This is a genomic window from Candidatus Poriferisodalis sp., assembly GCF_965237655.1.
GTDB lineage: Bacteria > Actinomycetota > Acidimicrobiia > Acidimicrobiales > Poriferisodalaceae > Poriferisodalis.
The window spans coordinates 701,269-726,608 of record NZ_CBDEGB010000002.1 but is presented as its reverse complement, the minus strand read 5'-3'; the positions used below and the strand labels follow the sequence as shown (position 1 = coordinate 726,608).

Here is a 25,340-nt window from a genome sequence, read left to right as displayed (position 1 = left end):
GCGTGGCACCGCTGCCCCAGCGGCTCGGATACGGCCCCGACGACAGACTGCTGATCATCAGCGCGGCTGGACTCGGCGGCTGCCATGCGATGAACGAAGGCGTGTACGCGGCTCTGCGGGACGGCCTGGCAACCACGGGGACACTGCTGGTGCCATGCCCGTGGTCACGCGAGGCGGCGGCGAGGTTCCGGGGCGAGGACATCGGCGTCGCGCTCACGCTGAACGCTGAGTTCGAGTTGTACCGGTGGGGGCCGATCACCTACGCCCCGTCTCTGCTCGACGGCAACGGCGGGATGCCGAGCACGGTGGGCGATGTGTGGGACCACGCAGATCTGGACGAGGTCCGGCGGGAATGCCGAGCACAGATCGAACGGGCAATCCTGTGGGGCTTCGACGTCACGCACCTCGACAGCCACCTCGATGTGCTGAGCGTGCGCCCCGAATTCTTCGACGTGTACCTGGAGCTGGCGGTCGAGTTCGGGCTGCCTGTGCGGCTGATCTCTTCGGAGGCTCGGCGGCAACTGGGTTTTCCCGTGGAGGAGCTGATCGCGTCTGAGGGGGTAGTGACCCCGGATCGGGTCATGCGCATCGCGCCCGGGACAATGGGCCGCTACCGGCGCATCGAGGTGCTGCTGGACTCGCTCGAACCTGGTTTGACCGAACTGCAGGTCCAGCCGGCGGCGGACCTGCCGGAGCTGCGGTCGCTGACAGCCGACTGGGGATCGCGTGTGGAGGACCTGCTGCACCTGCGAGACAACGCCGAGCTGCGCACCCATATCGAGCGCAGCGGGATCCGGTTGATCGGCTATCGGGAGCTGCGGCAGTTGCAGCGATCCGGCCCTGCCTGAATCAGCCCTATCTGAATCAGCCCTGGCTGAATCAGCGCTGGCGCTCCGAGCGAGCCAGCGGCACGCCAGGCCGGCAGCAGCTCCAGCCAGAGCGCCATGTCGCCGGAGACCTTGAGATCGCCCGCCATGTAGTGCGGGGCGGGGTCGGCGTCGCCGCAGACCACGTCGGCGGCGAGCTGCCAGGGGGCTTCGAGGGTCAGATCGGCGCCCCGGGTGGTGCCGGGAGCTGCAGACTTCAGGACGCCGGATTCGAAGGTCAAGCTGGCGCTGACTTTGCCGTCGGGACCGCCAGCGGTCTTCATCACCACAGTGCCCGACACGCCGCCGAGCGGCTCGTGGCCGGCTGCGGCCCAGCTCGTCAAGAACTCCTCGTCGAGAAAGCTCACCGGCGCAGCCCGGCGAACAGGTCGTTCTCCATGGGCTCGGTCGAGATGCGCGACTCGAGCAGCATGTACTCCTCATAGGGATGGACGGAGTCGGCCACGTCGTCGGGCAGGCCGAACCAGAACGGTGAGTTGGGATCGACCTGGGTGGCATGGGCCAGCAGCGCCTTGCGCCGCACGGCGTTGTTGACCTCGACGACTGCGGTGATGCGGTCGTCGCGGCTGGGCCGCCCAAGCCATTTCTCGTCGAAGGGCGATTCAAGGTTCAAGTCCAAGAAGGCCTGATGGATGAGGCGCATGCGCTTGTGGGACCACAGCGGCGCATACATCTTCAGTGGCGTGAAGGGCGGTCCGCACTCGGGGCGCCAGGCGGGCTCGCCGGCGTGGGCGAACGCCGGAATACAAATCGCCGTGACCTGCAGGTGGTCGGGGTGCGGGTAACGGGACTGCACCAGCGGGTAGGTCAGGATGACCTGCGGGCGAACTCGCCGGATCACCGTCACCAGCCTGGCGACTGCCTCGTCGAGGTCGGCGTTGGCGAAAGCGTCAGGGTGGGCGTTGGGTTCCGTGTCGGGCATGCCCGAGTCGCGGTAGCCGAGCATGACCACCTCGTCGTAACCGATCTCCATTGCGGAGGCATCGAGCTCGGCACGCCGGATCTCGGCCAGGTTCTCTGTGACTTCGGGTCGGTCCATGGCCGGGTTGAGGATTTCGCCCTCCTCGCCGCCTGTGCAGCAGACGAGCGTCGTGCGGATGCCCTCATCGGCGTACCGGCGGATGGTGCCTGCCCCCTTCGACGCTTCGTCGTCAGGGTGGGCGTGCACCGCGAGAATTGACAGTCCAGTGTCCTGCGACATCGGCGGTCAACCTATCGAGGTCAGCTCCGTTCCGACCCTCCGTCGGATGCCGCCCGTCAAGATCTCGGCGGAAGACCTACCGGGGTCAGCTCCACGTGGCCGGTTTCCTCATCGATGTCCATGGAGTAGCCGAAGATCGCAGCAAGACGATCGCGCCCCTCCTCGGGACCTGACGCGATCAGCTCGTCGCCGACCCACAGCCGCACCGTGCGGGGCGGGTTGTAGATATAGCTGGCGGCGCGGCGGATGGCCAACACGTGATAGCCGGGGTCCACCGCGAGCCCGAGCGACCCAAGCGTCGAGTCGTCGGCCTCTGACCCGGGCGCCACCGGCACCTGGACCACGACATCGTCGGTGTCGCCGAGCGCGAGCGCCAGCACCGGGTGTATGTCCTCGTCTTCGAGCACGAGGGACACGATGTTGCGGGCCTGATCGCCGATGTCCTCGGCAGCCTCGGCGACGTGCAGCAGGCCGCGCAGTCCCGCAGGGTCGGCCTCTGCCGCGTGGGCTGTGTCCGCAGCTGCGCGCAGCACCCAGGTCTGCATGGAGACCTTCATGCCGTCGAGTCGCTCTTGCATGGATCGCACCTCGCGGGCGAGCGACAGGTCATCCAGCACGAGCGCGGAATAGGCCAGCCCGATGGCCGCTTCGGACAGGTTCTTCATCTCGACGAGCGTGTCCACGGCCCGGTCGAGATCGCTGAGCACCGGCGCCGCGTCGGGCTCGGGCGGGTTCCAGCGCTCCATGGCCGCCAGCTCGCGCAAACGCACGATGCCCGCCGGATCGCCGCGCATGAACAGCACATCCCCCGGTTCGATGATGCTGTCGCCGCCCACATCGGTCAGCCAGCGGCGCCCGCGCTGGATGGCAACCACGCGCATGCCGACCGCCACGGGCAGCTCCATGTCGCGCAGCGGCCGGTTCGCCAGGTGGCTGCCTTCGGCCACCACGAGCCGATGCGAGACTTCGGCGGCCTGCGCCAGATCCACGATGAGCCCCCGGGGAATGCCCAAGTGGTGCAGCACGATCTTGGAGATGTCGACGGCAGCGTTCGCGATCTGCTCGATAGACGACACCACCTGCAGCACCGAGCTCATGCCGTCCACTTCGCGCGGATGCCGGACGGCCAACATCGCCAGCGATCGCATCTCGTGTACGAGGTTGGACATATTTTCTTCGAGGCCCAGCACGGCATCGGCCATGCCCTCGTCGTCGAAGTAGAGCGCGGCGTATGCCAAATCGACCATGAGCTCGGAGGCGTCCTTGGCCTCCGAGAGCATGGACTTCAGATTTCGAGGTTTCTCTTCAGGGTCTGATCGCATTTCAGATCGTCAGCAGGCAGCGCGACGAGCTCCGTTCAACTTGGGGACACGATTGCGCCGCTGCCCACAGCGTAGGCACAGCGGCATGGGGGCGGGGAATGCGGTCGTGACAGCCGATCGCATCTCGCCTGTCACGACAGGCCGATCGCATCTCGCCTGTCACGACAGGCCGACCCAACTGACGGCCAGCACGAGCGCTGCCGCACCGGCCAGGTCGACCGTGCTGTTCACGAGTGGGATGCCGTAGGTGTCTGGGTCCACGCCTACGCGCGTGGCGAGGACCGTGCCGTAGTAGGCGATTGCACCCGCCAGTGCCGTGGCGATCATGCCTCCGATCAGCGAGATGGCCACGAGCCGGAACAAGCCTGGCGACGACATCGAGAACACAAAGGCAAAGACGTTGGCAAGTACGCCGTTCAGGACGAATACCGGAACGGTGAGGGTGAAGGCGAACAGGATGTCGAGGCGGGCACCTCGCTGCGGCAGCGCTCGGGGTTCGATGACTCCGAGATGCAGCTTGCTCGACAGCCGGCTCGACAGGATGCCGCCGATGGCGCCCGCAGCTGCGAGGCAAGCGGGCACCAGGATGAGCACCGCCCGCTTTTCCACGAAATCCTCAAGGCGGTGCTCGATCACGACGCCCGCCACGATGAGCACCAGGCCGCCGACGCTCAGAACGGGTACCGACTCGCGCAGGATCGCCCAGAGCTGTTCCAGTCCTGACCGCCACGCCCAGACCATTGCGGCGACCGCTCCGATGACGCTGGCCACCGCAATGAGTGGCGTCAGGGCGGTGATTCCCACCAGGTAGCTGGCCAGGAACAGCGCAGGCAGCGTCACGGCGTCGCCCACTGCGGAGATGAGGGGGGCGCTGACGTTGTCGAGATCCCATCCGCGCCGAGTGGAGCTCGCCGCGAGCCCGAGCGTGACGACAAGCACGACGACCGATGCCAGCTCGGCCCCGACGACCGACACCACGATCAGATCGGTGATGCCGATGATGTTCGACAGCCCGAAGACCGGGGCCAGCACCTTGGTCATCACGCCGAGCGTCACGGCCGTCACGAGCGTCAGCACGGCCGCGGCAATGACGTTCTGGCCGACGATGGTGTCGCTGCGAGCCGTGGCGCGGAAGGTGCCGGCGTGAATTGTCGTGGCGAGCCGGCTGCCGAGTGCGCCGAAGATGTCGCCGCGCATGCCGATGGCAGCAGGTACCAGCACGAGCAGACCCGGCAGGCGCTCGAGTGTGCCGGTGGCCGCCGCCAGCAGCACGCCGGCTGCGGTGGCAGTCAGGCTGCTGACGGCGAGTGCGGTGAGGCTCTGGCGGGCGCCGGTGACGTCAGGGCCGAGCAGACCGCGCAGGAAGCCCAACGGGTGCAGCTTGCCCACCGGCTGGAGCACCCTGGATTGTCCGAGCCCTCCGGCACGACCGATGAACCGAGCGCTCTCGCGGCCCAGCCGGACGCTCTCGCGGCCGAACCGGGCACTCTCCCGGCGCAGCCGATGAGTCTGTGCAATCCGCGGCGCTCGACGCGCCCTCTTACGGCTCGGGCGCAGCAGACCACGGCCGGCCCCCGCAGCGGCGCGCCGGGTCTGCCTGCTCGTGCGCCTCGGGGCGCGGCGCGACGCGGAATCGCCCTCGGCCATACGCCAAAGGGTGGCAGCCGCAGGACCCGACGCGCGAGATGTGATCCCGGCCCCCGGGAACTCGCGGTCGGTTCGGGATGAGCGGTCGAGCGAGAATCAGCCGGAAGGTTCGAGCAGGGTCGCAAAGAAGGCGGCGAGTTCGGTCGGCCCGACATTGCCGGCGAACCGCAACACCACAGCGTTATCCGCATTGACGGCCACGAGGTACGGCACCGACGCCAGGCCGAATGCATCAACGACCGACAGCGCCGACGTGTCGGCCATGACAGGGTGCTGCCAGCCTTTGTCGCGCAGCCATTTCTCCGGCGGATGATTGCCGCGTGTGGAGTCTTCGAGCACAGAGACTGCGAAGAAATCCACACCGGCGGGCAACTCGTTTGTCTCCAGCCACTCCGTGAGATCGGCCACCTCGGCCTGGCAGTGCGGGCACCAGTGGGCGTAGAAGGCGATGACGATCGGACGCCCCTGGCTCTCGATACGCACTGCGTCGCCGGTGAGCAGGTCGGTGCCAACCACGACCGGCGGTGTGCGGCCGACGGCGGGGTCGTCCTCCAGTTGCTCGAACTTCGGCAGCGCGGTGCCGGACACTTGCGTCGGACCTGGTGTCGTGTCTTCCACAGATGCCGTGTCTTCCACAGACATCGTGGCCGCGGACGTGGCTGGTGCGCTCGTGGCTCCAGCAGCCGTGTCAGCGGGTAACGCCGGCTCTCCACCACCGCAGGCCGCTGCCAACGCCACCGCACACAGACCGATCAAGGCTCGCCGCATAGCCGACAAGGCTAGGCACCACATCGACGGCGCCCGACTCGGACGAGAGACGCGAGCCCGGGGGTTGATGGACGACCGATGGCAGACTTGGCCCGTGGAGACCCGCCAGCTCGAATCGACACCCGGCTTCGTCCTCTATGACCTGCCCGGCGCTCAGCATTACGTCGGGGAGACCCGCCTCGGCAGCCGCCTCATCCCCGGCAACGCGACGATGCTGGTGCGGCACATCACCTACGTATTCGCCACCCTCGAGCAACAGCGCAGCGGCGCCAGCGTCGGCTTGAAATCCGACCCGTCCGACGCCGCCGGCGCCGTCGAGGCTCTGGCGACCGAACTGGCCGACGATTTCACCAGCGGCAAACTCTCGACCGGGCCGGGTCTGCGGCTTGATGCCGAGCTGCTGGCACCGGCGCTCGCGCACGACCAGCGCAATCTCATCGGCAACGACGACCGCGACGGCATCTCGTTCAACAGCGAGCTCATCGGAGTCGGTGCCACTTCGGCGGCGGCCAGCCTCGTAGGCGGCCTCGACGGCAAGCGCATCGCTATCGAGGGATTCGGTCCGGCCGGTCTCGGCATCGCACGCGAAGCCGCGGCCGCCGGTGCCATCATCGTCCGTGTCGCCACGGCGAAGGGGTGTGCGAACGGCCAGCTCGACCCGGTGACGCTCGCCGAGGCCTGGCTGGCTGACGGCGAGATGTGCGTGGCCACGCTGTCGGGCAATGGCGAGCCGGCAAAGCCGTGGACAGTCTGGAAGGACGACGTCGACGTGCTGTTCTGCGGCTCGAAGCCTGCGGCCATGTCTGGCAACGGCGCATCGACGGCGGGCGCCACACCGGTGGTCGCGTTCTCGGCCGCAGCGGTGTCGTCGAAGGCGCTGGCAGTGCTGCGCGCCGCTGGCACCCCGGTCGCTGCTGACTTCGTTGCCGCCGTCGGGCCGGCGCTGGGGTGGTGGGCTGACCCCGCGCTCACACATGAGGACCTGCGTGCCGCTACGGCTGACACCGTCAATGCGATCATGTCGGAGACCGCCAGCCATGACGACGGCCCGTTCATGGCCGCGTGTTACAGGGCTGAGGCGTTCCTGACGACCTGGCAGGAAGAGCTGCCCTTCGGCCGACCGCTCGGCTGACCTGCCCGACGGCTGTCAGTCGTTGCGAGCTGCAGCTATCGATGCCGCCTCGGCTTCGGCTCGGCTCTCCGAATCACGCTCATATTCCGCTTCGCGTTGGGCCAAATAGTCGTCGGCCTCCGCCAACAGCTGGTCGGCATTGGGATGCCCTCGAATGAACTTCTCGTTCCATTCCGTCGTGGGACGGAGATCAAGCTGTTGGCGTCGGCGGAACAATGCCATCACGTTCACGCTAGCGCCGAGAGCTGTCATCGGATGTTGCGCGTATCCGCTTCATGAGCTTGTTGCCAAGTGCCTGTCGAACAGAGCATCGGCCTGGCGGACCATCTTGTTGTACCAAGAGCGCCCGCCGACGCCTGCCTTGTCCAGATCGGAGAGGGAGGCGCGCCATTCCCGGTATTCCTGGGTGTCAAGCACTTCCCACACAAGCTCGCCACTGTAGGAAGGGGTGAGACAGAGCAAGCGTCCAATTTCCGCGTACTGCAATTGCTCGGTCTACGAGCTATCTGAAGTCGCGGCTTGCTACCGAAGCAGCCACATCGAGCGCTTCGAACCTCTCGGCGATCACGTTCGCCACACCCTCATGACGCTCGAGACGGCCTGACACCACCAGCGCGGGCAGATCCCTCACCACCGAGCGGTACCGCATCCAGCATCCTTTCGATACCACTACGTTCACCAGACCTGTCTCGTCCTCAAGATTCAGAAACGTTGTGCCCCCAGCCGTCATGGGGCGCTGGCGGTGCGTGACCAAACCGGCGACGCGGATCTTGCCCGGTGGGCACGTGAGCAGTTCCGCTGCCGTGCGGATCCCTGCCGCTGACAGCCCGTCCCGCAGGAATCGCGTGGGGTGACCGTTGGGAGAAACACCTGTCGCCCACAGATCTGCAGCAGCGGTCTCGATCCCCGACATCGGCACAAGCGGCGGCGGCGATGCCCCGGTCACAACTCCAGGCAGCCGATCCGCACGTGCTTGATGCACGGCCCCTGCCGTCCACAGTGCTTCGCGCCGCGACAACCCGAAGCAGTCGAATGTCCCAGCGGTGGCCAGCGCCTCCAGCGCCCGCAGTCCAACATCGGTCCTGCGACACAGGTCCTCCATATCGCGGTAAGGACCGCCGACCGCAGTCCGCTCGGCAAACTCGTCGCCCACCCCCCGCACCGACGACAGCCCCAGCCGGACTGCCACTCCCCCAGCTGAGGCGTCGCACAGCTCCAGCGTGGCCATCTCAGAGGACAGGTTGATGCAAGGTGTGTGCACCACCACGCCATGACGGCGAGCGTCCTGGCAGAGCGAGTGCGGCGAGTAGAACCCCATCGGCTGCGCGTTCAGGAGCGCAGCGCAGAATGCTGCGGGATAGTGCAGCTTGATCCACGCCGAGGCGTACACCAAGTGGGCGAACGACACCGAATGGCTCTCGGGGAAGCCGTAGTCGGCGAAGGCAACCATCTTCTCCCAGACCCGCTCGGCCACGTCGCCGACCAGCCCCCGTTCGGACATGCCCTCGAACAGGCGCTCACGCAGGCGGCCCATCCGCTCGCGGGACCGCTTGGCACCCATGGCCTGGCGCAGCTTGTCGGCTTCGGCCGCGGTGAACCCGGCAGCGTCGATGGCCATCTGCATGAGCTGCTCCTGGAACAGCGGGATGCCCAATGTCTTGGCCAGCGAGTTCTCGAGCAGGGGATGCAGGTAAGTGACCGGCTCGGTGCCGTTGCGCCGCCGGATGTAGGGGTGCACCGAGCCGCCCTGGATGGGGCCGGGGCGAATGAGCGCAACCTCCACCACCAAGTCGTAGAAGCAGCGAGGGCGCAGCCGCGGCAAGGTGGCCATCTGGGCACGTGACTCCACCTGGAAAACGCCGATGCTGTCGGCCCGGCAGAGCATGTCGTACACCTCGTCTTCTTGCGGCAGCATGCTGAGGTCCACCTCGACGCCGTGCGCGTCGGCGATCAGGTCGACGGCGTAGTGCAGGGCCGACAGCATCCCCAGCCCCAGCAGGTCGAACTTCACCAGCCCGGTCGCTGCGCAGTCGTCCTTGTCCCACTGCAGCACCGAGCGGTTGACCATGGTCGCCCATTCGGTGGGACAGACCTGCGTCACCGGCCGATCGCAGATGACCATGCCGCCTGAGTGGATGCCCAAGTGGCGCGGTGCTCCTTCGAGCGCGGCAGCCAGCTCTGCTACGTCGGCGGGAATGCTGGGCTCGTTGCGACTGGGCTCGTTGCGACTGGGCTCGTTGCGACTGGGCTCGTTGCGACTGGGCTGTTCGACTGTTGGCTCGGGCCCCGCGTCACGCCAGTCGCGCTCACGCGGACGATTGCCCGAGCGCTGAGGGGAGTCGGGCCCGGTCACCGAAGGCAACGGGCTGTACCGGTCCAGCGATTTCGACCAGGCATCGGCCTGGCCGGATTCCCACCCCAGCGCTCGGGCCATGTCACGCACCGACGAGCGCGCCCGGTAGGTGATGACGTTCGCCACCTGCGCCGTGTGGGCGCGGCCGTAGCGCTCGTACACGTACTGGATGGCCTCCTCGCGGCGGTCGCTCTCGATGTCGACGTCGATGTCGGGCGGCCCGTCGCGCTCGGGCGACAGGAAGCGCTCGAACAGCAGCCCCAGCGCAACCGAGTCGACATTGGTGATGCCGAGCGCGTAGCAGACCGCCGAGTTCGAGGCTGAGCCGCGGCCCTGGCAGTAGATGTCGCGGCTTCCGCAGAACGACACGATGTCGGACACGACCAGGAAGTAGCCGGCGAAGCCGAGATGGTCGATGAGGTCGAGCTCGTGGCGTATCTGTGCCCAAGCGCCCGGTACCCGTTCGGCCTCTGGGGGGCCGTAGCGCTCCAGTGCGCCTTGGGAGGTGAGATGCCGCAGGTACGACATCTCGTCGTGACCGTCGGGACACCGATACGGCGGCAGGTTCGGCGCTATCAGCGACAGGCTGAACGCGCAGTCGCGGCCGAGCTGCGAGGCCGAGGCCACCACGCCCGGCCAGCGGGCGAACCGGCGGGCCTGCTCGGCACCGGATCGCAGGTGTGCCGTGGCCGACGGCGGCAGCCATCCATCCAGCTCGTCGAGGCTGCGCCGGGCACGCACGGCGGCCACGGCAGTGGCCAGCCGCCGCCCTGTGGGAGTGGCGTAGTGGACACCGTTGGTGCAGATCGGCTCGACCCCGGCCCTGATGGCCACCGAAGCCAATGCGTCGTTGCGCTCGCTGTCGAGCGGGTCGCCGTGATCCCACAGCTCGACGAAGACGTTGTGGCGGCCGGCTGCTTCTGTGAGCCGGTCAAGCTGGGCTGCTGCTGCGCGCGGCCCTTCAGCGATGAGTGCTGCGGGGACGGTGCCCTTGCGGTGCCCGGTGAGGATCGCCCATTCGTCGCGGTGCGCCGCGGCGGCCGCCAGGAACTCGCTCGTGTCGAGGCGCGGGGCGTGCTTGCGGCCCGCCATCTGCGCTGCCGAGATCAACTCGCCCAGCGAGGCGTAGCCGGACGGCGAACGCGCCAGCACCACCACGTGGGATCCCGCAGGGTCGGCGCACCCGGTGCGCTGCGGCTGTACTCGGCGCTGAGTGCCGGACATCAGCTCGCCGGCGCCATGAGCGCCGGGCATCAACTCAGTGACGCCGTATGCGTCGAGCGTCAGCTCAGCACCGAACACCGTCGGCAGTCCGGCCTCGGCGGCAGCTTCCGCGAAGCGCACCACGCCGTAGAACCCGTTGTGATCGGTCAGCGCCAACGCGTCGAGCCCCAGCCGCACTGCTTCGTCCACCAGCTCAGCCGGGCTCGACGACCCGTCCAGGAAGCTGAAGTTCGAGTGAGCGTGCAGTTCCGCATACGGCACCACCGAAGGCGGGGCTTGCGTCCGAGCGGCAAGTTCGAACCGCTCGCCGTCGACAGCGACGCTCTTGCCATAACTGTGCTCAATGCGCCGGCCCTTACTGGGCCGGCCGTGGGGTGGTGGCCGGTCGGACAGCCGCCGCTCCAGTTCCCGCCAGGAAATTCCCGGATTCGTGAAACCCACGGCGCCACACTAACGAACAAAAGTTCTCAGAACAAGAGTTCTGAGAACAGAAGTTCTATCGCCTCGCCTGCCTCGGCGCGGCCACCTCGGCGCGGTCACCGCGTCTCATGACCCCGAGACCGAACCGAACTACGTTGCGTCCATGGCTGAGACATCACCCACTGGCGCATCCACTGGCACATCTACTGGCGCACCAGCCGGAGACCTGCCCGACGGCGTGGCCACCGCCGAGCTGTTCGCCTCGGGAAAGGCCTCAGCCGTCGAATTGCTCGACGAGGCCATCGCCCGGGCCGACCGGGTGAACCCCGAGATCAACGCCATCATCGGGAGACTCGACGACAGCGCACGCAGAGCGGCTGAACGGCTCGATGCCGCACGCGACGCAGGCGAGGCGGGCGGTTCTCTGGCAGGTGTCCCGTTCCTCACCAAAGACCTGACCTGCACAACCGAGGGACAGCCCTACCACGCCGGCAACGCAGCACTCAAAGAGGCCGGCCACACCGCATCGAGCACCGCTCACCTCGCCGCCATGTTCGCCGAGCTGGGCCTGGTCAACTTCGGACGGACGAACACGCCCGAGTTCGGCCTGACCATCACCACCGAACCGCTCGCGTACGGCCCCACCGCCAACCCCTGGAACACCGGTCATTCGACGGGCGGGTCCAGCGGCGGGTCCGCCGGGGCGGTTGCTGGGGGCATCGTGCCCATCGCCCACGCCAACGACGGGGGCGGCTCCATTCGCGTGCCTGCTGCAAACTGCGGGCTGTTCGGGCTGAAGCCGAATCGGGGGCGGGTCTCGCTGGGACCCGATTCGGGCGACGGCTGGTCCGGGTTCACCGTCGACGGCGTGGTCAGCCGCAGTGTGCGCGACAGCGCCCGCGTGCTCGACGGCATCAGCAGCCCGTGGCCGGGCGATCCCTACTGGGCACCGCCGCCGTCGGGCACGTTTGAGTCCGCAGCGGGGCGCGAACCGCGGACGCTGCGGGTAGGTCTGTGCGCACACTCAGAGTGGGGCCCGGTGGATCCCGAGTGCAGCCAGGCAGTCGAAGATGCCGGGCGGCTGCTCGAGAGCCTCGGCCATCAGATCGACTACTCGGCACCCGACGAGCTGTTCCATGAAGACTTCTTCGAGCACTTCCGCACGATCGTGTCGGCGTGCAACGTGGCAATGCTGGCCGGCTTCGAAGCCGCGCTGGGCCGGCCCATGGCGCGCGTCGACACAGAAGGCGACACATGGGCGCTGATGCAACTGGGCCGGGACGTGGCGGGCTCGCAGTACGTGTCGGCAGTCGAGTGGTGCCATGCATGGACTCGGCGGCTGGCCGAATGGTGGGGCGACCATGACGTCCTGGTCTCGCCGATCATGACCGAGCCGCCCCCAAGGCTAGGCGAGCTGCGCAACCCCGAGACCGGCCGCGGCCGGCTGAACGACCTGCTGCAGTTCACGGCGCAGTGGAACGTGGCCGGGCAGCCGGCGATGTCGGTGCCGCTGGGTTGGACTGCGGGCGGCCTGCCGGTGGGCGTGCAATTCGTGGGCCCACATGCCAGCGAGGAGATGCTGCTGTCGCTGGCCGGCCAGCTCGAGCTGGCGGCCCCATGGGCGGGCCGCACCCCGCCCGTGTGGGCGGGGACTGGCTGACGCAGCCAACATGCCTGCTGATCGCCGCGACCACGACGCCACGGCGCTGGCAGCGGCATTCGCAACTGGCAACACAGATCCGGTCGAGGCGACGCAGGCTGCGCTCGACCGGCTGGAGCGGCTGAATCCCGCCTTGAACGCAGTGATCCATCCGAGGCCCGAGCGGTCGCTGGCCGAAGCTGCCGAGGCGTCGCATCGCTGGGCGAAACGGCGCGATGCTTCCAGCGATCACGGTGACATGCCGCTCGACGGCGTGCCCATGGCAGTCAAGGACCTCGGCTGCGAGCAAGCGGGCGAATTCCATCACGCCGGGGCACGATTCCTCGTCGACCTGGAGTGGCGCGGCACGCTCGACAGCCACCTGTACCGACTGCTGCGCGACGCAGGCATGATCTCAGTGGGGCGCACGAACACGCCAGAGTTCGGCACCACGATCACCACCGAGCCGGCCGCCTATGGCCCGACGGCGAACCCGTGGGATCTGACCCGCTCGCCGGGCGGTTCCAGCGGCGGCTCGGCGGCCGCCGTGGCAGCGGGCATCGTGCCGGTCGCGCACGGCAACGACGGCGGCGGCTCGATCCGTGTTCCCGCCGCGGCATGCGGCCTCGTGGGATTGAAGCCCACCAGAGGACGGGTGTCGACCGCACCACGTCTCGGCGAGCACCGCGGCGGCTTCGCCGTCGACGGGATGCTCACCCGTACGGTGCGCGACGCTGCGCGGTGCCTCGATGCCATCAGCCGCCCGGCACCCGGGGATCCATATGTCGCTCCCCCGCTGGAGCCGGGTGCGTCCTTCGCCGACGCACTGGTGACCCCGTTGCCGCGGCTGCACATCGCAGTGTCGACAGGAATCCCGAACCGTGCGAGCGAACCGGTGCGGCGGGCCACCGAGCAGGTCGCAAGCCTGCTGGACGGATTGGGCCATCGCATCGAGACCGACACGGCGCCGGACGGCTGGTTCAGCCCTGACATCGCGGACCAGATGATCGTGGTGCGCACCGTCGGCATGGCCACTGAGGTTGCGGGGTGGGCAGAACGGCTCGGCCGCCCGATGACCGCCGACGACATCGAGCCGGCCAATTGGTGGTCGGCCGAACTGGGCAGGTCGTTGCCCGCCTCCGCCTATGTGCAGGCACTCGAAGAGCTCGCCCGCTGGCGCAGGCGCGTCATGTCGTTCTGGGACCCCAGCCCGTTCGGCCGACCGGGGACGCCGGGCCACAGTCGCTGGGACCTGCTGCTCACGCCCGTGCTGGCTGATGTCACACCGCCGCTCGGCTACCTGTCCGATCCGCTCGACGGCGCCCGGCGCATCGCTGACCTGGCGCCATTCGTGAACCAGGCGAACGTGAGCGGGCAGCCGGCCATCTCGCTGCCGACTGCACATGACCCCGACGGCCTGCCGCTGGGGGTGCAGTTGCACGCCGGGCACGGCAATGAGCAGATCTTGCTGGCCATCGCCCAGCAGATCGCTGATGCCGGCGGCCTCATCCCTCTCGGCGACCTGCCGCTGGAACTGCCGTGAGTCCCCCAGAGCGGGCGCTCGCCCGAGCAGTGGAGCTGCTCGGCGAGGCCGGCGTGAGGGTGCGCAGCGCGGTGGTGGTCACCGATGCCGAGACCGCCCGGGCACACCGGCGCGTCATGACCGTCCGGGTTGTCGCATTCGCTCTCGGCGCCGCCCTGGCGATTTCATGGGGCATCGGCTGGCTGCTGATTGTGGCCGCGGTGGTCGCTCACCAACTGCTGTTCAACGTGCAACGCCTGCTGGCAGCCACCGACGAGGGGCTCGTTCTGGCAGACATCAGCTTCCGCCGGGCCGTCATCGTCGCCCGCTGGCAGACCGGTACCGACGCCACCTTGGTGCTGCGCACGGACAGCCCGCGGGTGGAAGTCACCGTCGAGCCGCCGGTGGACGACACGGGCGTCGGCGAGCCTTGGACCGGACACGTGAGCGGAACCGACGTCGACGGCTTCGAGACCACTATCCGGGCGGCCGGTGGCGAACCGCTGCGCCGCACGGCGACCGACTGAGTCTCGCCGGGGTCCCAGCCACCTTTGACGGCCCCGAATTCGGCGCGGTCAACAACTACGGTGACGCGCCGTGAGACTGCTGCGCTACAGGATTGCCGAGGAAAGCTCTACCCATATTGGCTTGGCGACCGCCGATGGCGTGGCGCGACTCGACGGCCTCGATGTGGGCGGCGGGCCGATCACCACCATCGGACAGGCGGTCGCCGCCGCCCTGGCTGATACGGCAGCACTCGCACAAGCGCCCCTCGGGTACGCCTGGGACGACATCACGTTCGCCGTGCCGGTCGATCCCGGCGCCCGCCTGCTGTGTGCCGGGGCGAACTATCACAAGAAGTACCCGCTGGGCGGCAACGTGCAGGCCCCGGCGCAGCCCGTCTACTTCAACAAGCCTCCCGGCACCCTCGTCGCCCACGGCGACAATCTCGTCAGGCCGTCGGTGTCGATCCAGTTCGACTACGAGGTGGAGCTGGCGGTGATCATCGGGCGGGCGGGCCGTCACATCGACATCGCGGATGCGCTCGACCACGTCGGTGGCTACTCGGTGCTGAATGACGGCTCGGTGCGCGACTGGCAGCGCCACAGCGTGGCGGCGGGCAAGAACTTCTTCCGCTCCGGTTCCATGGGTCCGTGGATCACCACCGCTGACGAGATCGCCGACCCTGCGGCGCTGGAAGTCATCTGCCGTGTGAACGGCGAGGAACGACAGCGGGCCGGCGTCGGCGAAATGATCTTCTCGGTCGGCGAGATCATCGCTTACATGTCAAGGGTGATGCCGCTCGAACCTGGCGACGTCATTGCCACAGGCTCACCCGAAGGCACCGGCGGGTCGCACGAGCCGCCGCGCTGGCTGAAGTCCGGCGACGAGATCGCCTTTGAGGTCCCTGGAATCGGCGTCCTGCGCAATCAGGTGATCGACGAATAATCCCACGCGGCCCGACCTGACCCACGCCGCATGAGATCAGCCTGAGAATTCGCCGGGCGACACCCACAGCCGACCGCTCATCGGTACCTTGGGCCGGAGGTTCCTGTCGTCGCCCGCGACGGCCATGACTCGACGACGAAGCTGGCCTGCGCCGGCTTCAGCAAGGACGCTCCCGTTGCGAGGTTTACGGCGACTGTCACACCGAGGGGTGGCACGCCGCTGTTTGGCGGCGTTCGCGTTTGCCCTCGTGGTGAGCGTTGTGCCGATCGCCGGTACCGGCGCGCAGTCCCAGCCGTCTGACGCTGAGCTGAAGAAGCGCCAGGAGCAGCTGGAACAGCAGCAAAAGGAGCTGGAAGCTCAACTCGCCGAGGAGCGGCGCATCCGCGATGAGGCCCAGGCGGAGCTGCTTGCGAAGATCGGCGCGGTTGACCTGGCGCAGGCTGATGTCAACGAGGTGCTGGAGGCCTTCGACCAGCTGAAGCTGCTGGTGAACGAGCAGCGGGCCGATCTCGACCGGGCCGAGTTGGCCCTCGCTGCTGCGGAGGCGTCGGTGGAGGCTGCGATCGGGCGGGTCATTTCGCTCGATGCCCAGCACGACGAGCTGGGCCAGCGGGTCATCGATCTCATCGTGCAGACCTATATCGGGCACGACGCTTCGGTCGAGGGTTCCTACGGCTTGGTGCGCACCGGTGACATTTACGACGCCGCCCGCATCCGCGTGCTGATCGGCGCGGCGCTTGGCGACCTGAACGAGACCGCTGACCAGTTGCGGGCGCTCACGATCGATGCAGAGCTGGCAGTGCGCGAATTCCAGCGCGCCGAGGAACTTCGAGACATCCGCCGCGTGGAGTCCGAACGGGCGCTGGAGGATCTGCTCGACGTCGTGGAACTAGAGGCGATCGTGCTCGCGCAACTCGAGCACGAGTTCGAGAACTTGCTGTACGAGCAGCAGGCGCTGCAGGAGTGGAACGATGCCGCTGCTGCAGACGTCGCCGAGACGGCCGACCGTGTCGCCAGTGCCATCTCCGAGCAAAGGCGCATCGAGTCGGAGCTGAAACGTCGCAAGGCAGAAGAGGAACGACGTCGGCGCGAAGCGGAGGAGCGGAGGCGCCGGGAGCTCGAAGGCACCGTCGGGCAGCCCACCAGCAACAACATTCCTGCCAGCGATCTCGCTTGGGTGGGCGGCATCCGAGTGCACGTGTCGATCGCCAACAAGGTGCAGGACCTGCTGGAGCACGCTGCCGGCGACGGGATCAGGCTGGCTGGCGGCGGCTATCGCAGCGCTGCCTCGCAGATCTTGCTGCGCCGGGCGCACTGCGGCACAAGCCAGTGGGCGATCTACCAGAAACCGGCCTACCAGTGCCGCCCGCCCACCGCCCGGCCCGGTCGATCCATGCACGAGCGCGGCCTCGCCATCGACTTCCGGCACAACGGCCGCTCGATCGGCAGCCGCAAATCGACAGCATTCAGGTGGCTGAAGGCCAACGCAAAGACGTATGGCCTGTACAACCTGCCCAGCGAGCCCTGGCACTGGTCCACCAACGGCAACTGACCTGGCAAGGTTGCATGTGGCTTCGGCGTCGCTGCGCTCGTGGGCTCAGTCGTAGGTGGCTTCGCGCTGCCAGCGGCTGCCTTCGACAGCGCAGAGATGAGCGGTGCCATCGTCAAGCACTAACTGGAATCGTGCCTGGCGTCGTGATCGGGAGCTCCACCAGCGTTCGTCCAGCGGCCAGGGTCCTGCCCATGCCGTGATGGCGCTGGCGCGCCCATCTGCTCGGCGCAGCACGGCGGGAGGTGCGCTGACCTGTGCCCTGCCGCTCACACCCACCGGCTCGCCGTTCGCATCGAGCACCGCGAGCGGCTCGGGCTCAGCCAGCACCTCAGCAGGGGCCGGTACACCCAGCCGTCCCGGCCATGGGGGTGCTGTGCTGGCTGTGCTTGATGCGCCGGCCCCACGAGGGCCGGCTGTGTTCGATGCAGTTTCGGCTTGGCCAGTGGTGCCGAACGGGAGGCGCTGTTCGAGATCGGCAAAGCGGCGGCCGGAGCCCAGGCGGCCCACGGTGACCCCGTCGAAGCCCACCAGCGCCTGTACCCGACCCATGGCTCGCTCGGCCCGCTCGTCAGCCTCGGACTGACCGCCCCAGAAGCCGAGCTGGCGCCCTTCATCGGGAGCTGTCTCGGCCACTGCCAGCCCGATGAGCGAGATACGGCCGCTGGGTCGGCTGCGATTGTCGCTGCGCCAGCCATCGAGCTGCCAGCGCACACGGTCGACCACATCGGGCGGGCTGAAACGGAACCCGTGACGCCACCGCCTGCTGGAAGTCTCGCCGTGCTCGGTCTCGGCGCTGATCTCCACGCACACCAGCGCTTGGCCGAGCCGGGTCAGCTGGGCATCAAGCTGATCTGCCAGGGACTTCGCCATGAATGCCACCGTGTCGAGCCGGTCCGCTGGCGGATCGATCTCGGTTTCGACGCTGAGCTCAGGCCCCGCAGCGGCAGGTTGGCTCAGCCGGAAATCACGCCCGCTGGCCAGCCGGTGCGCCCACTCGCCCTGTGTGCCGAACCTGCCGATGAGGTCGGTGACAGGCAGGGCCGCCACGTCGCCCAAGGTGCGCAAGCCCAGCCGCCTGAGCACATCGGTGAAGTCGGCGGCTGCGTCAGGGTCGTCTCCCAGCGGCGAGAACGCTCCGGCCAGTGTTCGCTGCGACAGCCGGCTGAGGAAGGCTGCACTGGCGCCCGCAGGCACCACCATCACCTGCGTTGATGGATCTCGGGCCGATGCCAACCGGGCGGCAAGACCGGCGGCGAACAAGCCGTCAGCGATGCCGACACGGATGGTTGTGTTGGCAGGTACGTCAGTCTGTGCATCGACCAGCACCCCGGCGACGGTCTGGCGCACCAGCTCGGCCAAGGCCTCGTCGCCGCCGTAGTAGCGCGACGGGCCTCGAGTGGCGACGACGCAGCATCCAGGTGCCAGCACTTCGACCCTTGGCGTCAGGTCTTCCAGCGCAGTGACTACGGGAACGAAGCGTCGAGCGTCGAGATCGGGGTCACGCTCGACCAGCTCCAAGGCGGGACACTCGGACTGGGCCTGACGGCGGCGCATCCCCGTGCGTACCCCGGCCGCGGCGGCAGCGGGCGTCAGCGCGGTGATCCGCCCGGCAGACACCACCGCTGCAGGCGTGGCCGGGTCGAGTCCCGCCGCGATCGCAGACCAGTGCTCGACCTCCACCACCAGCATCCGCGGTGGGATGTCGGCGAGGTGAGCTCGGTTATCCCGCACGGCGCTGCAAAGGGACGACCACATCGGTGCCGGTTCCCGAGATGCCAGCCGCCGAGATGCCAGCCGCCGAGATGCCGGTCTGGGAGGAATCGGCCGAGGCAGGCCAGGAAGAGGCAGGCCAGGAGACAGTGTCAATGGCACCGCGGACCCCGGTGATGCGGCCGTCGGCATCGGGCAGCCACAGGACGGCCCGCCGCGGCAGCGACGCCGCGCCGCGGCCCGCAGCGACCACCTCGGCCCGCCGCTCCCGCAACCGTCCATGACCTTGCCCGAGACCGGTCCACGCGGCACGTTCCACCGTCAGGGTCACGTCTGGACTGAATGCGCCAGCCCCACGAGGGCCGGCTGAGCTGAATGCGCCGACCCCACGAGGGCCGGCTGTCTTCTCCTCGGTGACCTCGATCACCACGGTCCCCCGCTCCCGTAGGCGGGCACGCAGGCGCCGGCTGTGAGCGGTCGCCAGCCGCACGCCGGCGGCCAGCAAGACCACGTCGACGTTGCCGATCAGGGCGTTCAGCACTTCGGCTGCGGCGTCGCCGGGTTCGTCCACGAACGCCCACCGGTCCAGCGACGCCCCTCGCTCGGCCACTGCCGACACGCCCATGCGTCCCAGCCCGACAGCGGTCACCCATCCGCCCGTGCGTGAGACCTCTGCCGCGAAAGCCGTTGCCAAGGTCAACGCCCCGGGACCCTGAGCGGCCAGCACCGATCCGGGAACGAGCCCCGGCTGAGTCAGCAGCGAGGCGAGCTCGTCGGCGACGGGCAGCAGCCGCTCATCGTGCCTGATGTCTGCAACACGTGCTAGGTCCAACGCACCGACCCCACGAGGGCCGGCTGTGCCCAATGCGCCGACCCCACGAGGGCCGGCTGTGCCCAATGCGCCGACCCCACGAGGGCCGGCTGTGCCCAATGCGCCGACCCCACAAGAGTCGGCTGTGTCACGCAGCTGCACTGCCATCGCGACAGACTAGACGAACAATCGTTTCCGAAGCTGCTTTCCTTGCGAGCCTCTTCGAAGGCCCGCTCGCTGGCTGCAGACGGCGGGACGGTCCGGCCGGGCTACTTCGCGCCGGACTACTTCGTGCCGGCCAAGATCGTGGCGCCGATCGGGCCAGCCTGCTCGAGGTGCACCGTGCCGGCCGGAACCTCGCACCACTCCCCTGCTTCGAAGACTCGGATCTCGTCTTCAAACCCCAGACGAAACTCGCCCTCGGTGACCATCACCATCGCCGAGAACTCGTGGCTGTGAAACTCCCCGTCGGCATCGGGCGGGAACACGAAACTGCGCGGCTCGCCATAGCCACGCGCCGCGAGCTCAGTACGAAACTCGTCCTCAGTCATGGCCGCAACGGTAGCCCTCGGGCGTCGCTAGCGGCCGAGCTTGTCGCTACCGCTAGCGAGCTAGCGCCGTGTCCATTGCTACCGCTAGCGAGCTAGCGGTAGTGGGCAAACAGCTCTTCGATGAGTTCGGTGATGCCGTCTGAGGTGTGGCCCCGCGAGATGTCGATCGTGGCCACATTGCCGTAGACGTGTACGTGGTCGACGCCACCGCGCTGGAACAGGCGCCACGCCAGCAGGTCGGCCGGGTCCTCGGCGCTGGCCGCATCGTCGGCGCTGTTGTAGTAGCGGTGGCCCGCCCCCGTCAGCGGACGGTCGGTCTCGAAGCGCACCGTGCCCGGACGTGCGGTGGATGGTCGCTCTGCTACTCGAACGGGCTGACCCATGGCCGATGAGCGTAGCGAGACAAACCACTAGCTTGGGGCCGCTCGCAAGCCGGACTTCCCCCGCAGTTCTTCCTACGAAACAGGAGCCCGACATGGCCGCTGCCAACACCGCCGAGATCACCGAGGAACAGTTCACCGCCGAGGCAACAGCGTTCCTCGAGGCCAATGCCAAGCGCAAGGCCGAACGGCGCGAGTTCGTCTGGGGCGTGGGACCCGACAATGCAGCGCTCTTCGAAGAGATCGACCACGAGCGCGAGCGGCAGGAACTTGACCAGGCGAAGGCGTGGCGAGCCACCAAGTTCGACGCCGGCTATGGCTGGATCGGCGGGCCGACGGAGTTGGGTGGCAGCGGCCTGCCCCGCAAGTACGAGCGCATCTGGGGCCAGCTCGAGAGCCAGTTCGACACACCCGACGGCGGCTTCTTCGGCATCGGCCTAGGCATGGTGGCCCCCACGATCCTGGCGCACGCCAATCCTGAGGTGTCTGCTGACGTGCTGCCCAAGATGTTCCGAGCCGACATCGTGGGCTGCCAACTGTTCTCCGAGCCGGGTGCGGGATCCGACCTGGCCAGCCTGCAGATGCGGGCCGACCGCGACGGAGAGGAATGGATCCTCAACGGCCAGAAGGTCTGGACCTCGGGCGCGCACTATTCCGAGATCGGCGAGGTGATCGCCCGTTCCGACTTCGATCTGCCCAAGCACCAGGGCCTGACCGGGTTCATCGTGGACATGAACGCACCCGGCGTGGACGTGCGGCCGCTGCGGCAGATGACCGGCGGGGCGAACTTCAACGAGGTGTACTTCACCGACGTGCGGGTGCCCGACAGCCACCGCCTTGGCGACGTGAACCAGGGCTGGGGTGTGGCGCTGACGACGCTCATGAACGAGCGCGCGGCGATCGGCGGAGGGTCCGGCGGCGGCGGCAGCTTCACCAAGCTTGCCGCCATGGCCACCCACTACGGCGTGAGCAGCGACGCCTTGACCCGCCAGAAGCTCGCCGAGATCTACACCCACGGCAAGGTGCTGGGCTGGTCGAACCAGCGCACGATGGATGCGCTGCGCGCCGGCCGCACGCCTGGGCCAGAGATGTCGCTGTCGAAGATGGGGCTGATCCGCCAGATGAACGCCACCTGCAACTTCGTGAGCAACACGCTGGGGGAAAAGCTGGCGGTCGATACCGGCGAGTGGGGCACGTTCTCGTGGGCCGGATACGTGCTGGGCTTCCCCGCCATGCGCATCGCCGGGGGCTCGGACGAGGTGATGCGCAACATCGTGGGCGAGCGCGTGCTGGGGCTGCCCAAGGAGCCCGGCATCGACACGACCAGCCCGTTCCGCGAGCTGAAGGTCGGCACTCAGCGCGCCGAATAGTCAACACGGCCGCCGCTGACAGCAGCCCCCTAACGACTTTCCCAACCGCCTAGGACGGCTGTCTGAGCGGTTCTCTCTCGGCGTCGCCGAGTTGTGCCCATCGTGCGAGGTCACAGCGCTCTTGGATGTGCTCCCCGACGGGCGTTGGTGACCAGAGTATCTGCGGCCTGCAAATGTGAATTAAATACATGTTTACATGCGCTATCGTTCATGCGTCATTCAGTCAATGTCAGTTCGAGTCCCGGCGTGGTGCTGTGCGGCAGCGAGCTGTTGTGGGCCTGCCAAGGCCCTGAAGCCCTCTTGGAGTGAAGCCCGTGGCCTCTGACGCACTGCGTTCCCATACCCCCCCCCCCCCCAGGAATGAGGCCCCGCAGGCGCAGACGGGCTGTGCCCGCAGCGCTGGCGGCGATGGCGCTCGCGGCAGCAGTGCTGTCTCCTGCCGTGGGAGCCTCGTCTAGCTCGCTGCATCCCAAGGGCCTGTTCGCTCAGCTCCAAGATGGCGTGGTCACCCTGGGCTGGAACGCGCCCACCGACGACAACGACGGGGGTGTTGCTGATTCGGCGGTGTCGGTCAAGTCGGACGTGAGCTACCAGCAGAGCAACCAGGACAACAAGCAATTCGTGCCCCCGCCCGACGAGGGCGAAAGCGTCGTGCCGCGGTCCTCGCCCCAGAACACGGAATCCGTCCAGTTCCAGGACCGCTCGACCCTGCCGGGCCTGCCCGCCAGCCACCCCAGCCCGCTCGGCGGCAACCCCCGTCCCCATGAGCACCCGAACGGCTTCGTCGCATCGGTACTTGATAGTTACTCCGCTAAGAACTTCGTGCCCCGCAGTGGCACCACGCAGCTGACGGCCGACGGTATCACGCTGACATGGCGACTCCCGAGTCAGTTGACGGCATGCGCCAGCTACAAACGAGTCGGCAGCACCCCGCCGGATTTCAAGAGGATCACTCGTCCTGACAGCCTCACAGCATGGGTGGACACGACGTCGCGTCCCCTCTACAAATGCGCCGACCAGCGCACTCATTCCGGCTTTGAGATCTACCGCACCTCGTTCGGTCACGTGAACCGCAACGGCGCTGAGGTGCTGCTGTCGGACAGCCAGCCCTACCTCATCGGCACGGTCGGCAGTAACGACCTCGCGTTCACTGACCAGAGCCACGACGCGCTGGTCGGTCCGCGTCGGCACAACTACCAGATACGCGCCCTGTACGGCCTCGACAGCAATGGCAACCCGGACCACGACTTCGGCGGCCGACTGTCGGCGAGCACCTGGATCGACCGCGAACACGACGCCGCTCAATAGCTGACAGATCAGAGTCGTGGGTCAAGACCCCAAGCGATGGCTCCATAGAGCCACCAGCGGCACACAACGAGCCCCTCATTCCAGTCGTGCGAGATGCTCACGAACTCGTCGTCGTTTACCGGCTTCTCGCGGTCGGCTGACACTTAGCTTCCCAAAGCGGCGATCCAGACGATCCCGCGCCGCCGGACGCAAGTGGCTACGTGCTGATCGCGACGGCGCCCCGCACGGCTCGGTGCCGTCGAAACGCACGGGCATTCCGGCAATGCGTGACCGGTACAGACGACAATCAGCAGCGCCTTCTGAGGATCATCGGCCGTATGCCGCTCGCGAGCGTCGATAATCTGACGGCGGTCATCGATGTCGCAGCACCGCAGCTCCGCCAACAGCTCGCTTCGCTGCGCAACGCAGGTTTGGTTGCGTCAACCCGGCGCGGGATGAGCGAGAACTCGCAGGATCGCTGGTTCTTGACGAGCCAAGCGATCCCGTCGGTGTACGCAACCGACCACACGCATCTCACTCCCCGGGAAGGGGCTCGCGCCCCACGGGCCGCACGCCTTCGTCGCGACGCTGGTGTACCCAGCGCACCCGGAGGGGCTTTCGCGCCGGATCATGAGCACCTGGCGCACCTCGAGGAGCCGTGCTTGTCGCCCTTCGTCCCTCCGGTCACCGCAGGCGGCACCTCGACAAGCCTCCATGAGCATCCGCCGTGGACAGCAACAGCGCGAGGCATCAGAACGTGCCTGCGGCGGCTGCCCATGCTCGAAGCGGTGTACCGGATCGCGCCAGACCTGATGCGCAACGGTTCGACGATCTGGCCGGCGGACGGCGTTCCCGCGGACGCCGAGCTGCACATGACCGACTTCCGCCTGCTGCGACATGGCGGCTTTTCCACGCGGTCGCCCGATACGGCGAACCGATCTGGGTGACTTTCACCTATGTGGGCCTGCACGCGACAGAACGAGTGCTGAGACGCAAGCAACAACACCGCTTCTGGGGAATCGACTGCTACGTCGCTCATCAAGACCGCTGCTTCCGCATCGCAAACCGGGTCTTCTACGAAGATCCGGAGCAAACGGTCGAGCCTTCGGCGCAGGTCATCGTGGCCGCCGACGCTTGGGCGGCGGATCTTGCTCGCCGCACCCTTGTCGAGACAGCGCCCACGCTCATCTGCACCGCCGACGGACGATGGAGAGATGCCGTGGAAGTACGGCCGTCCCGCGACCGGGTATCGGATCCGCCGGGGCATCCTCAGCTCGGCTGCGTGGAAGACATGCAACGCTGGACGTCTGCGAACTTCGATCTTGAAGCGATCGAGGGTCCGGCCGCATACCGGATCTTCCTGACGATCGCGCAGTTCCCGGCAATGCGCGCAGCGTGGCTCTGCGAACTGGTCCGCGAATCAGCAGAGGCTGTCGACGAGTTGCTTGCCCGCTTCGTCGACCTTGGGCTTGTCGCCGAATTCGACGGGCGTTTCTATCTTGCGGAGCGAGGCATGCTGCGCGCGGCCAACCTGAGCCGGGTGCTGCCGACGGTGATTCACAGCCGCCATGGCGCCCTGCTCGAATCCGACTACCAGCAACATGAGGCAGCGCACAACGACGGGATCAATCGGCTCGTCGTGCAGTTCGCGCGCGAAGGGGCCGCAGCGTTCGGCGGATGGCGCGCGGAGGTCAACCTTCCGAACATCACGCAGGTCAGGCCAGACTTCGTCGTCCTGGTCGCGGAGGGGCCCTTCGGCGCAGGCGGCTACTGCGTCGAGTACGAGCGCAATGCGACCACACCGTCAGAGGTGCACCGCAAGCTGGGTCCGTACCGCAAATGCGTATGGCAGGGGCAGCCGCTCCCGCTCCTGGTGGTCTGTGAGACCGAGAGGGCCGCGTACAACTTCCAGAACACGATCTTCGGCTTGCCCCTGCTTGTCACCTGTTTCGACGCTGCATTGGCCGGGCCGCTGACCGGCGACGCCACCGTGTGGGTACGCGAGGGCGAGACAGTCGCGCTGCATTGTCGTGAGCATGTGACGCTGGTGAGTGATGCGGCTCAACAGACCGAGCGGACGATGGACATGTCGAGCGCGGCGACTCAGTGAGCCGG

At 67.7% G+C, this 25,340-nt stretch carries 24 protein-coding genes; 11 read left to right on the top strand and 13 right to left on the bottom strand.

Annotated elements, in window-relative coordinates; translation table 11 throughout:
- Window positions 1–2 precede the first annotated feature (2 nt).
- Window positions 3–848 carry a ChbG/HpnK family deacetylase gene (locus ACPXYO_RS11430; protein WP_423920433.1) on the top strand — a complete coding sequence of 282 codons (846 nt, stop codon included), beginning with the start codon at window positions 3–5 and terminating at the stop codon, window positions 846–848.
- On the opposite strand, the gene ACPXYO_RS11425 is transcribed toward ACPXYO_RS11430, so the two are convergent.
- The 5 genes from ACPXYO_RS11425 to ACPXYO_RS11405 all read right to left on the bottom strand — a co-directional run bounded on the left by ACPXYO_RS11425 (window position 806) and on the right by ACPXYO_RS11405 (window position 5,825).
- Window positions 806–1,234 (bottom strand): SCP2 sterol-binding domain-containing protein, encoded by a 429-nt coding sequence (locus ACPXYO_RS11425; RefSeq protein ID WP_423920430.1) that lies wholly within the window; start codon window positions 1,232–1,234, stop codon window positions 806–808. The genes ACPXYO_RS11430 and ACPXYO_RS11425 overlap by 43 nt on opposite strands.
- A complete protein-coding gene (locus tag ACPXYO_RS11420; RefSeq protein WP_423920427.1) occupies window positions 1,231–2,088 on the bottom strand; it encodes a PIG-L family deacetylase in 858 nt (285 codons plus the stop codon). The genes ACPXYO_RS11425 and ACPXYO_RS11420 overlap by 4 nt, the downstream gene beginning before the upstream one ends.
- Before the next feature lie 56 nt (window positions 2,089–2,144).
- Complete coding sequence (locus ACPXYO_RS11415) at window positions 2,145–3,368, bottom strand: potassium channel family protein (protein ID WP_423920425.1); 1,224 nt, start codon at window positions 3,366–3,368, stop codon at window positions 2,145–2,147.
- Window positions 3,369–3,569: 201 nt separating this feature from the next.
- Window positions 3,570–4,799, bottom strand: coding sequence for a magnesium transporter (locus tag ACPXYO_RS11410; RefSeq protein ID WP_423920422.1), 1,230 nt, complete (start codon window positions 4,797–4,799; stop codon window positions 3,570–3,572).
- Window positions 4,800–5,153: 354 nt separating this feature from the next.
- The gene (locus tag ACPXYO_RS11405) at window positions 5,154–5,825 is read right to left on the bottom strand and encodes a TlpA family protein disulfide reductase (RefSeq protein WP_423920420.1); all 672 of its coding nucleotides are present in this window, start codon (window positions 5,823–5,825) and stop codon (window positions 5,154–5,156) included.
- Between the two features lie 94 nt (window positions 5,826–5,919).
- On the opposite strand from ACPXYO_RS11405, the gene ACPXYO_RS11400 reads away from it, so the two are divergent.
- Window positions 5,920–6,957: a hypothetical protein gene (locus tag ACPXYO_RS11400; RefSeq protein WP_423920417.1), complete on the top strand. Its 1,038-nt coding sequence runs from the start codon at window positions 5,920–5,922 to the stop codon at window positions 6,955–6,957.
- A 15-nt stretch (window positions 6,958–6,972) separates the two neighbouring features.
- Here ACPXYO_RS11400 and ACPXYO_RS11395 read toward each other — a convergent pair whose 3' ends face one another.
- The 3 genes from ACPXYO_RS11395 to ACPXYO_RS11385 form a co-directional block, all read right to left on the bottom strand.
- On the bottom strand, window positions 6,973–7,179 hold the full coding sequence (locus ACPXYO_RS11395) for a hypothetical protein (protein WP_423920414.1): 207 nt from the start codon (window positions 7,177–7,179) through the stop codon (window positions 6,973–6,975).
- Window positions 7,180–7,230: 51 nt separating this feature from the next.
- Window positions 7,231–7,383, bottom strand: a complete 153-nt coding sequence (locus ACPXYO_RS11390) for a hypothetical protein (RefSeq protein ID WP_423920411.1) — start codon at window positions 7,381–7,383, stop codon at window positions 7,231–7,233.
- Window positions 7,384–7,459: 76 nt separating this feature from the next.
- Entirely contained in the window at window positions 7,460–10,975 is a 3,516-nt protein-coding gene (locus ACPXYO_RS11385) for an error-prone DNA polymerase (RefSeq protein ID WP_423920408.1), read from the bottom strand.
- A gap of 142 nt (window positions 10,976–11,117) precedes the next feature.
- Here ACPXYO_RS11385 and ACPXYO_RS11380 point away from each other — a divergent pair, with 142 nt between their 5' ends.
- From ACPXYO_RS11380 to ACPXYO_RS11360, 5 genes are all read left to right on the top strand, one after another.
- Window positions 11,118–12,614 carry an amidase gene (locus ACPXYO_RS11380; protein WP_423920405.1) on the top strand — a complete coding sequence of 499 codons (1,497 nt, stop codon included), beginning with the start codon at window positions 11,118–11,120 and terminating at the stop codon, window positions 12,612–12,614.
- A 10-nt stretch (window positions 12,615–12,624) separates the two neighbouring features.
- Complete coding sequence (locus ACPXYO_RS11375) at window positions 12,625–14,136, top strand: amidase (RefSeq protein ID WP_423920402.1); 1,512 nt, start codon at window positions 12,625–12,627, stop codon at window positions 14,134–14,136.
- A complete protein-coding gene (locus tag ACPXYO_RS11370) occupies window positions 14,133–14,642 on the top strand; it encodes a hypothetical protein (protein ID WP_423920400.1) in 510 nt (169 codons plus the stop codon). Before ACPXYO_RS11375 ends, ACPXYO_RS11370 begins: the two co-directional genes overlap by 4 nt.
- Before the next feature lie 70 nt (window positions 14,643–14,712).
- Window positions 14,713–15,564 (top strand): fumarylacetoacetate hydrolase family protein, encoded by an 852-nt coding sequence (locus ACPXYO_RS11365; protein WP_423920397.1) that lies wholly within the window; start codon window positions 14,713–14,715, stop codon window positions 15,562–15,564.
- Window positions 15,565–15,772: 208 nt separating this feature from the next.
- On the top strand, window positions 15,773–17,116 hold the full coding sequence (locus tag ACPXYO_RS11360; protein ID WP_423920394.1) for a M15 family metallopeptidase: 1,344 nt from the start codon (window positions 15,773–15,775) through the stop codon (window positions 17,114–17,116).
- Between the two features lie 45 nt (window positions 17,117–17,161).
- Here the strand turns inward: ACPXYO_RS11360 and ACPXYO_RS11355 are convergent, their stop codons facing one another.
- From ACPXYO_RS11355 to ACPXYO_RS11340, 4 genes are all read right to left on the bottom strand, one after another.
- Window positions 17,162–18,847, bottom strand: a complete 1,686-nt coding sequence (locus ACPXYO_RS11355) for a DNA polymerase Y family protein (protein ID WP_423920391.1) — start codon at window positions 18,845–18,847, stop codon at window positions 17,162–17,164.
- Window positions 18,837–19,805 carry a hypothetical protein gene (locus ACPXYO_RS11350; RefSeq protein ID WP_423920388.1) on the bottom strand — a complete coding sequence of 323 codons (969 nt, stop codon included), beginning with the start codon at window positions 19,803–19,805 and terminating at the stop codon, window positions 18,837–18,839. Before ACPXYO_RS11350 ends, ACPXYO_RS11355 begins: the two co-directional genes overlap by 11 nt.
- A gap of 116 nt (window positions 19,806–19,921) precedes the next feature.
- On the bottom strand, window positions 19,922–20,188 hold the full coding sequence (locus ACPXYO_RS11345; RefSeq protein ID WP_423920386.1) for a cupin domain-containing protein: 267 nt from the start codon (window positions 20,186–20,188) through the stop codon (window positions 19,922–19,924).
- A 92-nt stretch (window positions 20,189–20,280) separates the two neighbouring features.
- Window positions 20,281–20,571, bottom strand: coding sequence for a hypothetical protein (locus ACPXYO_RS11340; RefSeq protein WP_423920384.1), 291 nt, complete (start codon window positions 20,569–20,571; stop codon window positions 20,281–20,283).
- A gap of 92 nt (window positions 20,572–20,663) precedes the next feature.
- On the opposite strand from ACPXYO_RS11340, the gene ACPXYO_RS11335 reads away from it, so the two are divergent.
- Window positions 20,664–21,938 carry an acyl-CoA dehydrogenase family protein gene (locus ACPXYO_RS11335; protein WP_423920381.1) on the top strand — a complete coding sequence of 425 codons (1,275 nt, stop codon included), beginning with the start codon at window positions 20,664–20,666 and terminating at the stop codon, window positions 21,936–21,938.
- Window positions 21,939–22,325: 387 nt separating this feature from the next.
- A complete protein-coding gene (locus tag ACPXYO_RS11330) occupies window positions 22,326–23,246 on the top strand; it encodes a hypothetical protein (RefSeq protein WP_423920379.1) in 921 nt (306 codons plus the stop codon).
- Between the two features lie 8 nt (window positions 23,247–23,254).
- Here ACPXYO_RS11330 and ACPXYO_RS11325 read toward each other — a convergent pair whose 3' ends face one another.
- Window positions 23,255–23,389, bottom strand: coding sequence for a hypothetical protein (locus ACPXYO_RS11325; protein ID WP_423920376.1), 135 nt, complete (start codon window positions 23,387–23,389; stop codon window positions 23,255–23,257).
- A gap of 174 nt (window positions 23,390–23,563) precedes the next feature.
- Between ACPXYO_RS11325 and ACPXYO_RS11320 the strand changes: the two genes are divergently transcribed.
- Window positions 23,564–24,172, top strand: coding sequence for a hypothetical protein (locus ACPXYO_RS11320; RefSeq protein ID WP_423920374.1), 609 nt, complete (start codon window positions 23,564–23,566; stop codon window positions 24,170–24,172).
- A complete protein-coding gene (locus ACPXYO_RS11315; RefSeq protein WP_423920372.1) occupies window positions 24,169–25,335 on the top strand; it encodes a hypothetical protein in 1,167 nt (388 codons plus the stop codon). Before ACPXYO_RS11320 ends, ACPXYO_RS11315 begins: the two co-directional genes overlap by 4 nt.
- Window positions 25,336–25,340: the final 5 nt, after the last annotated feature.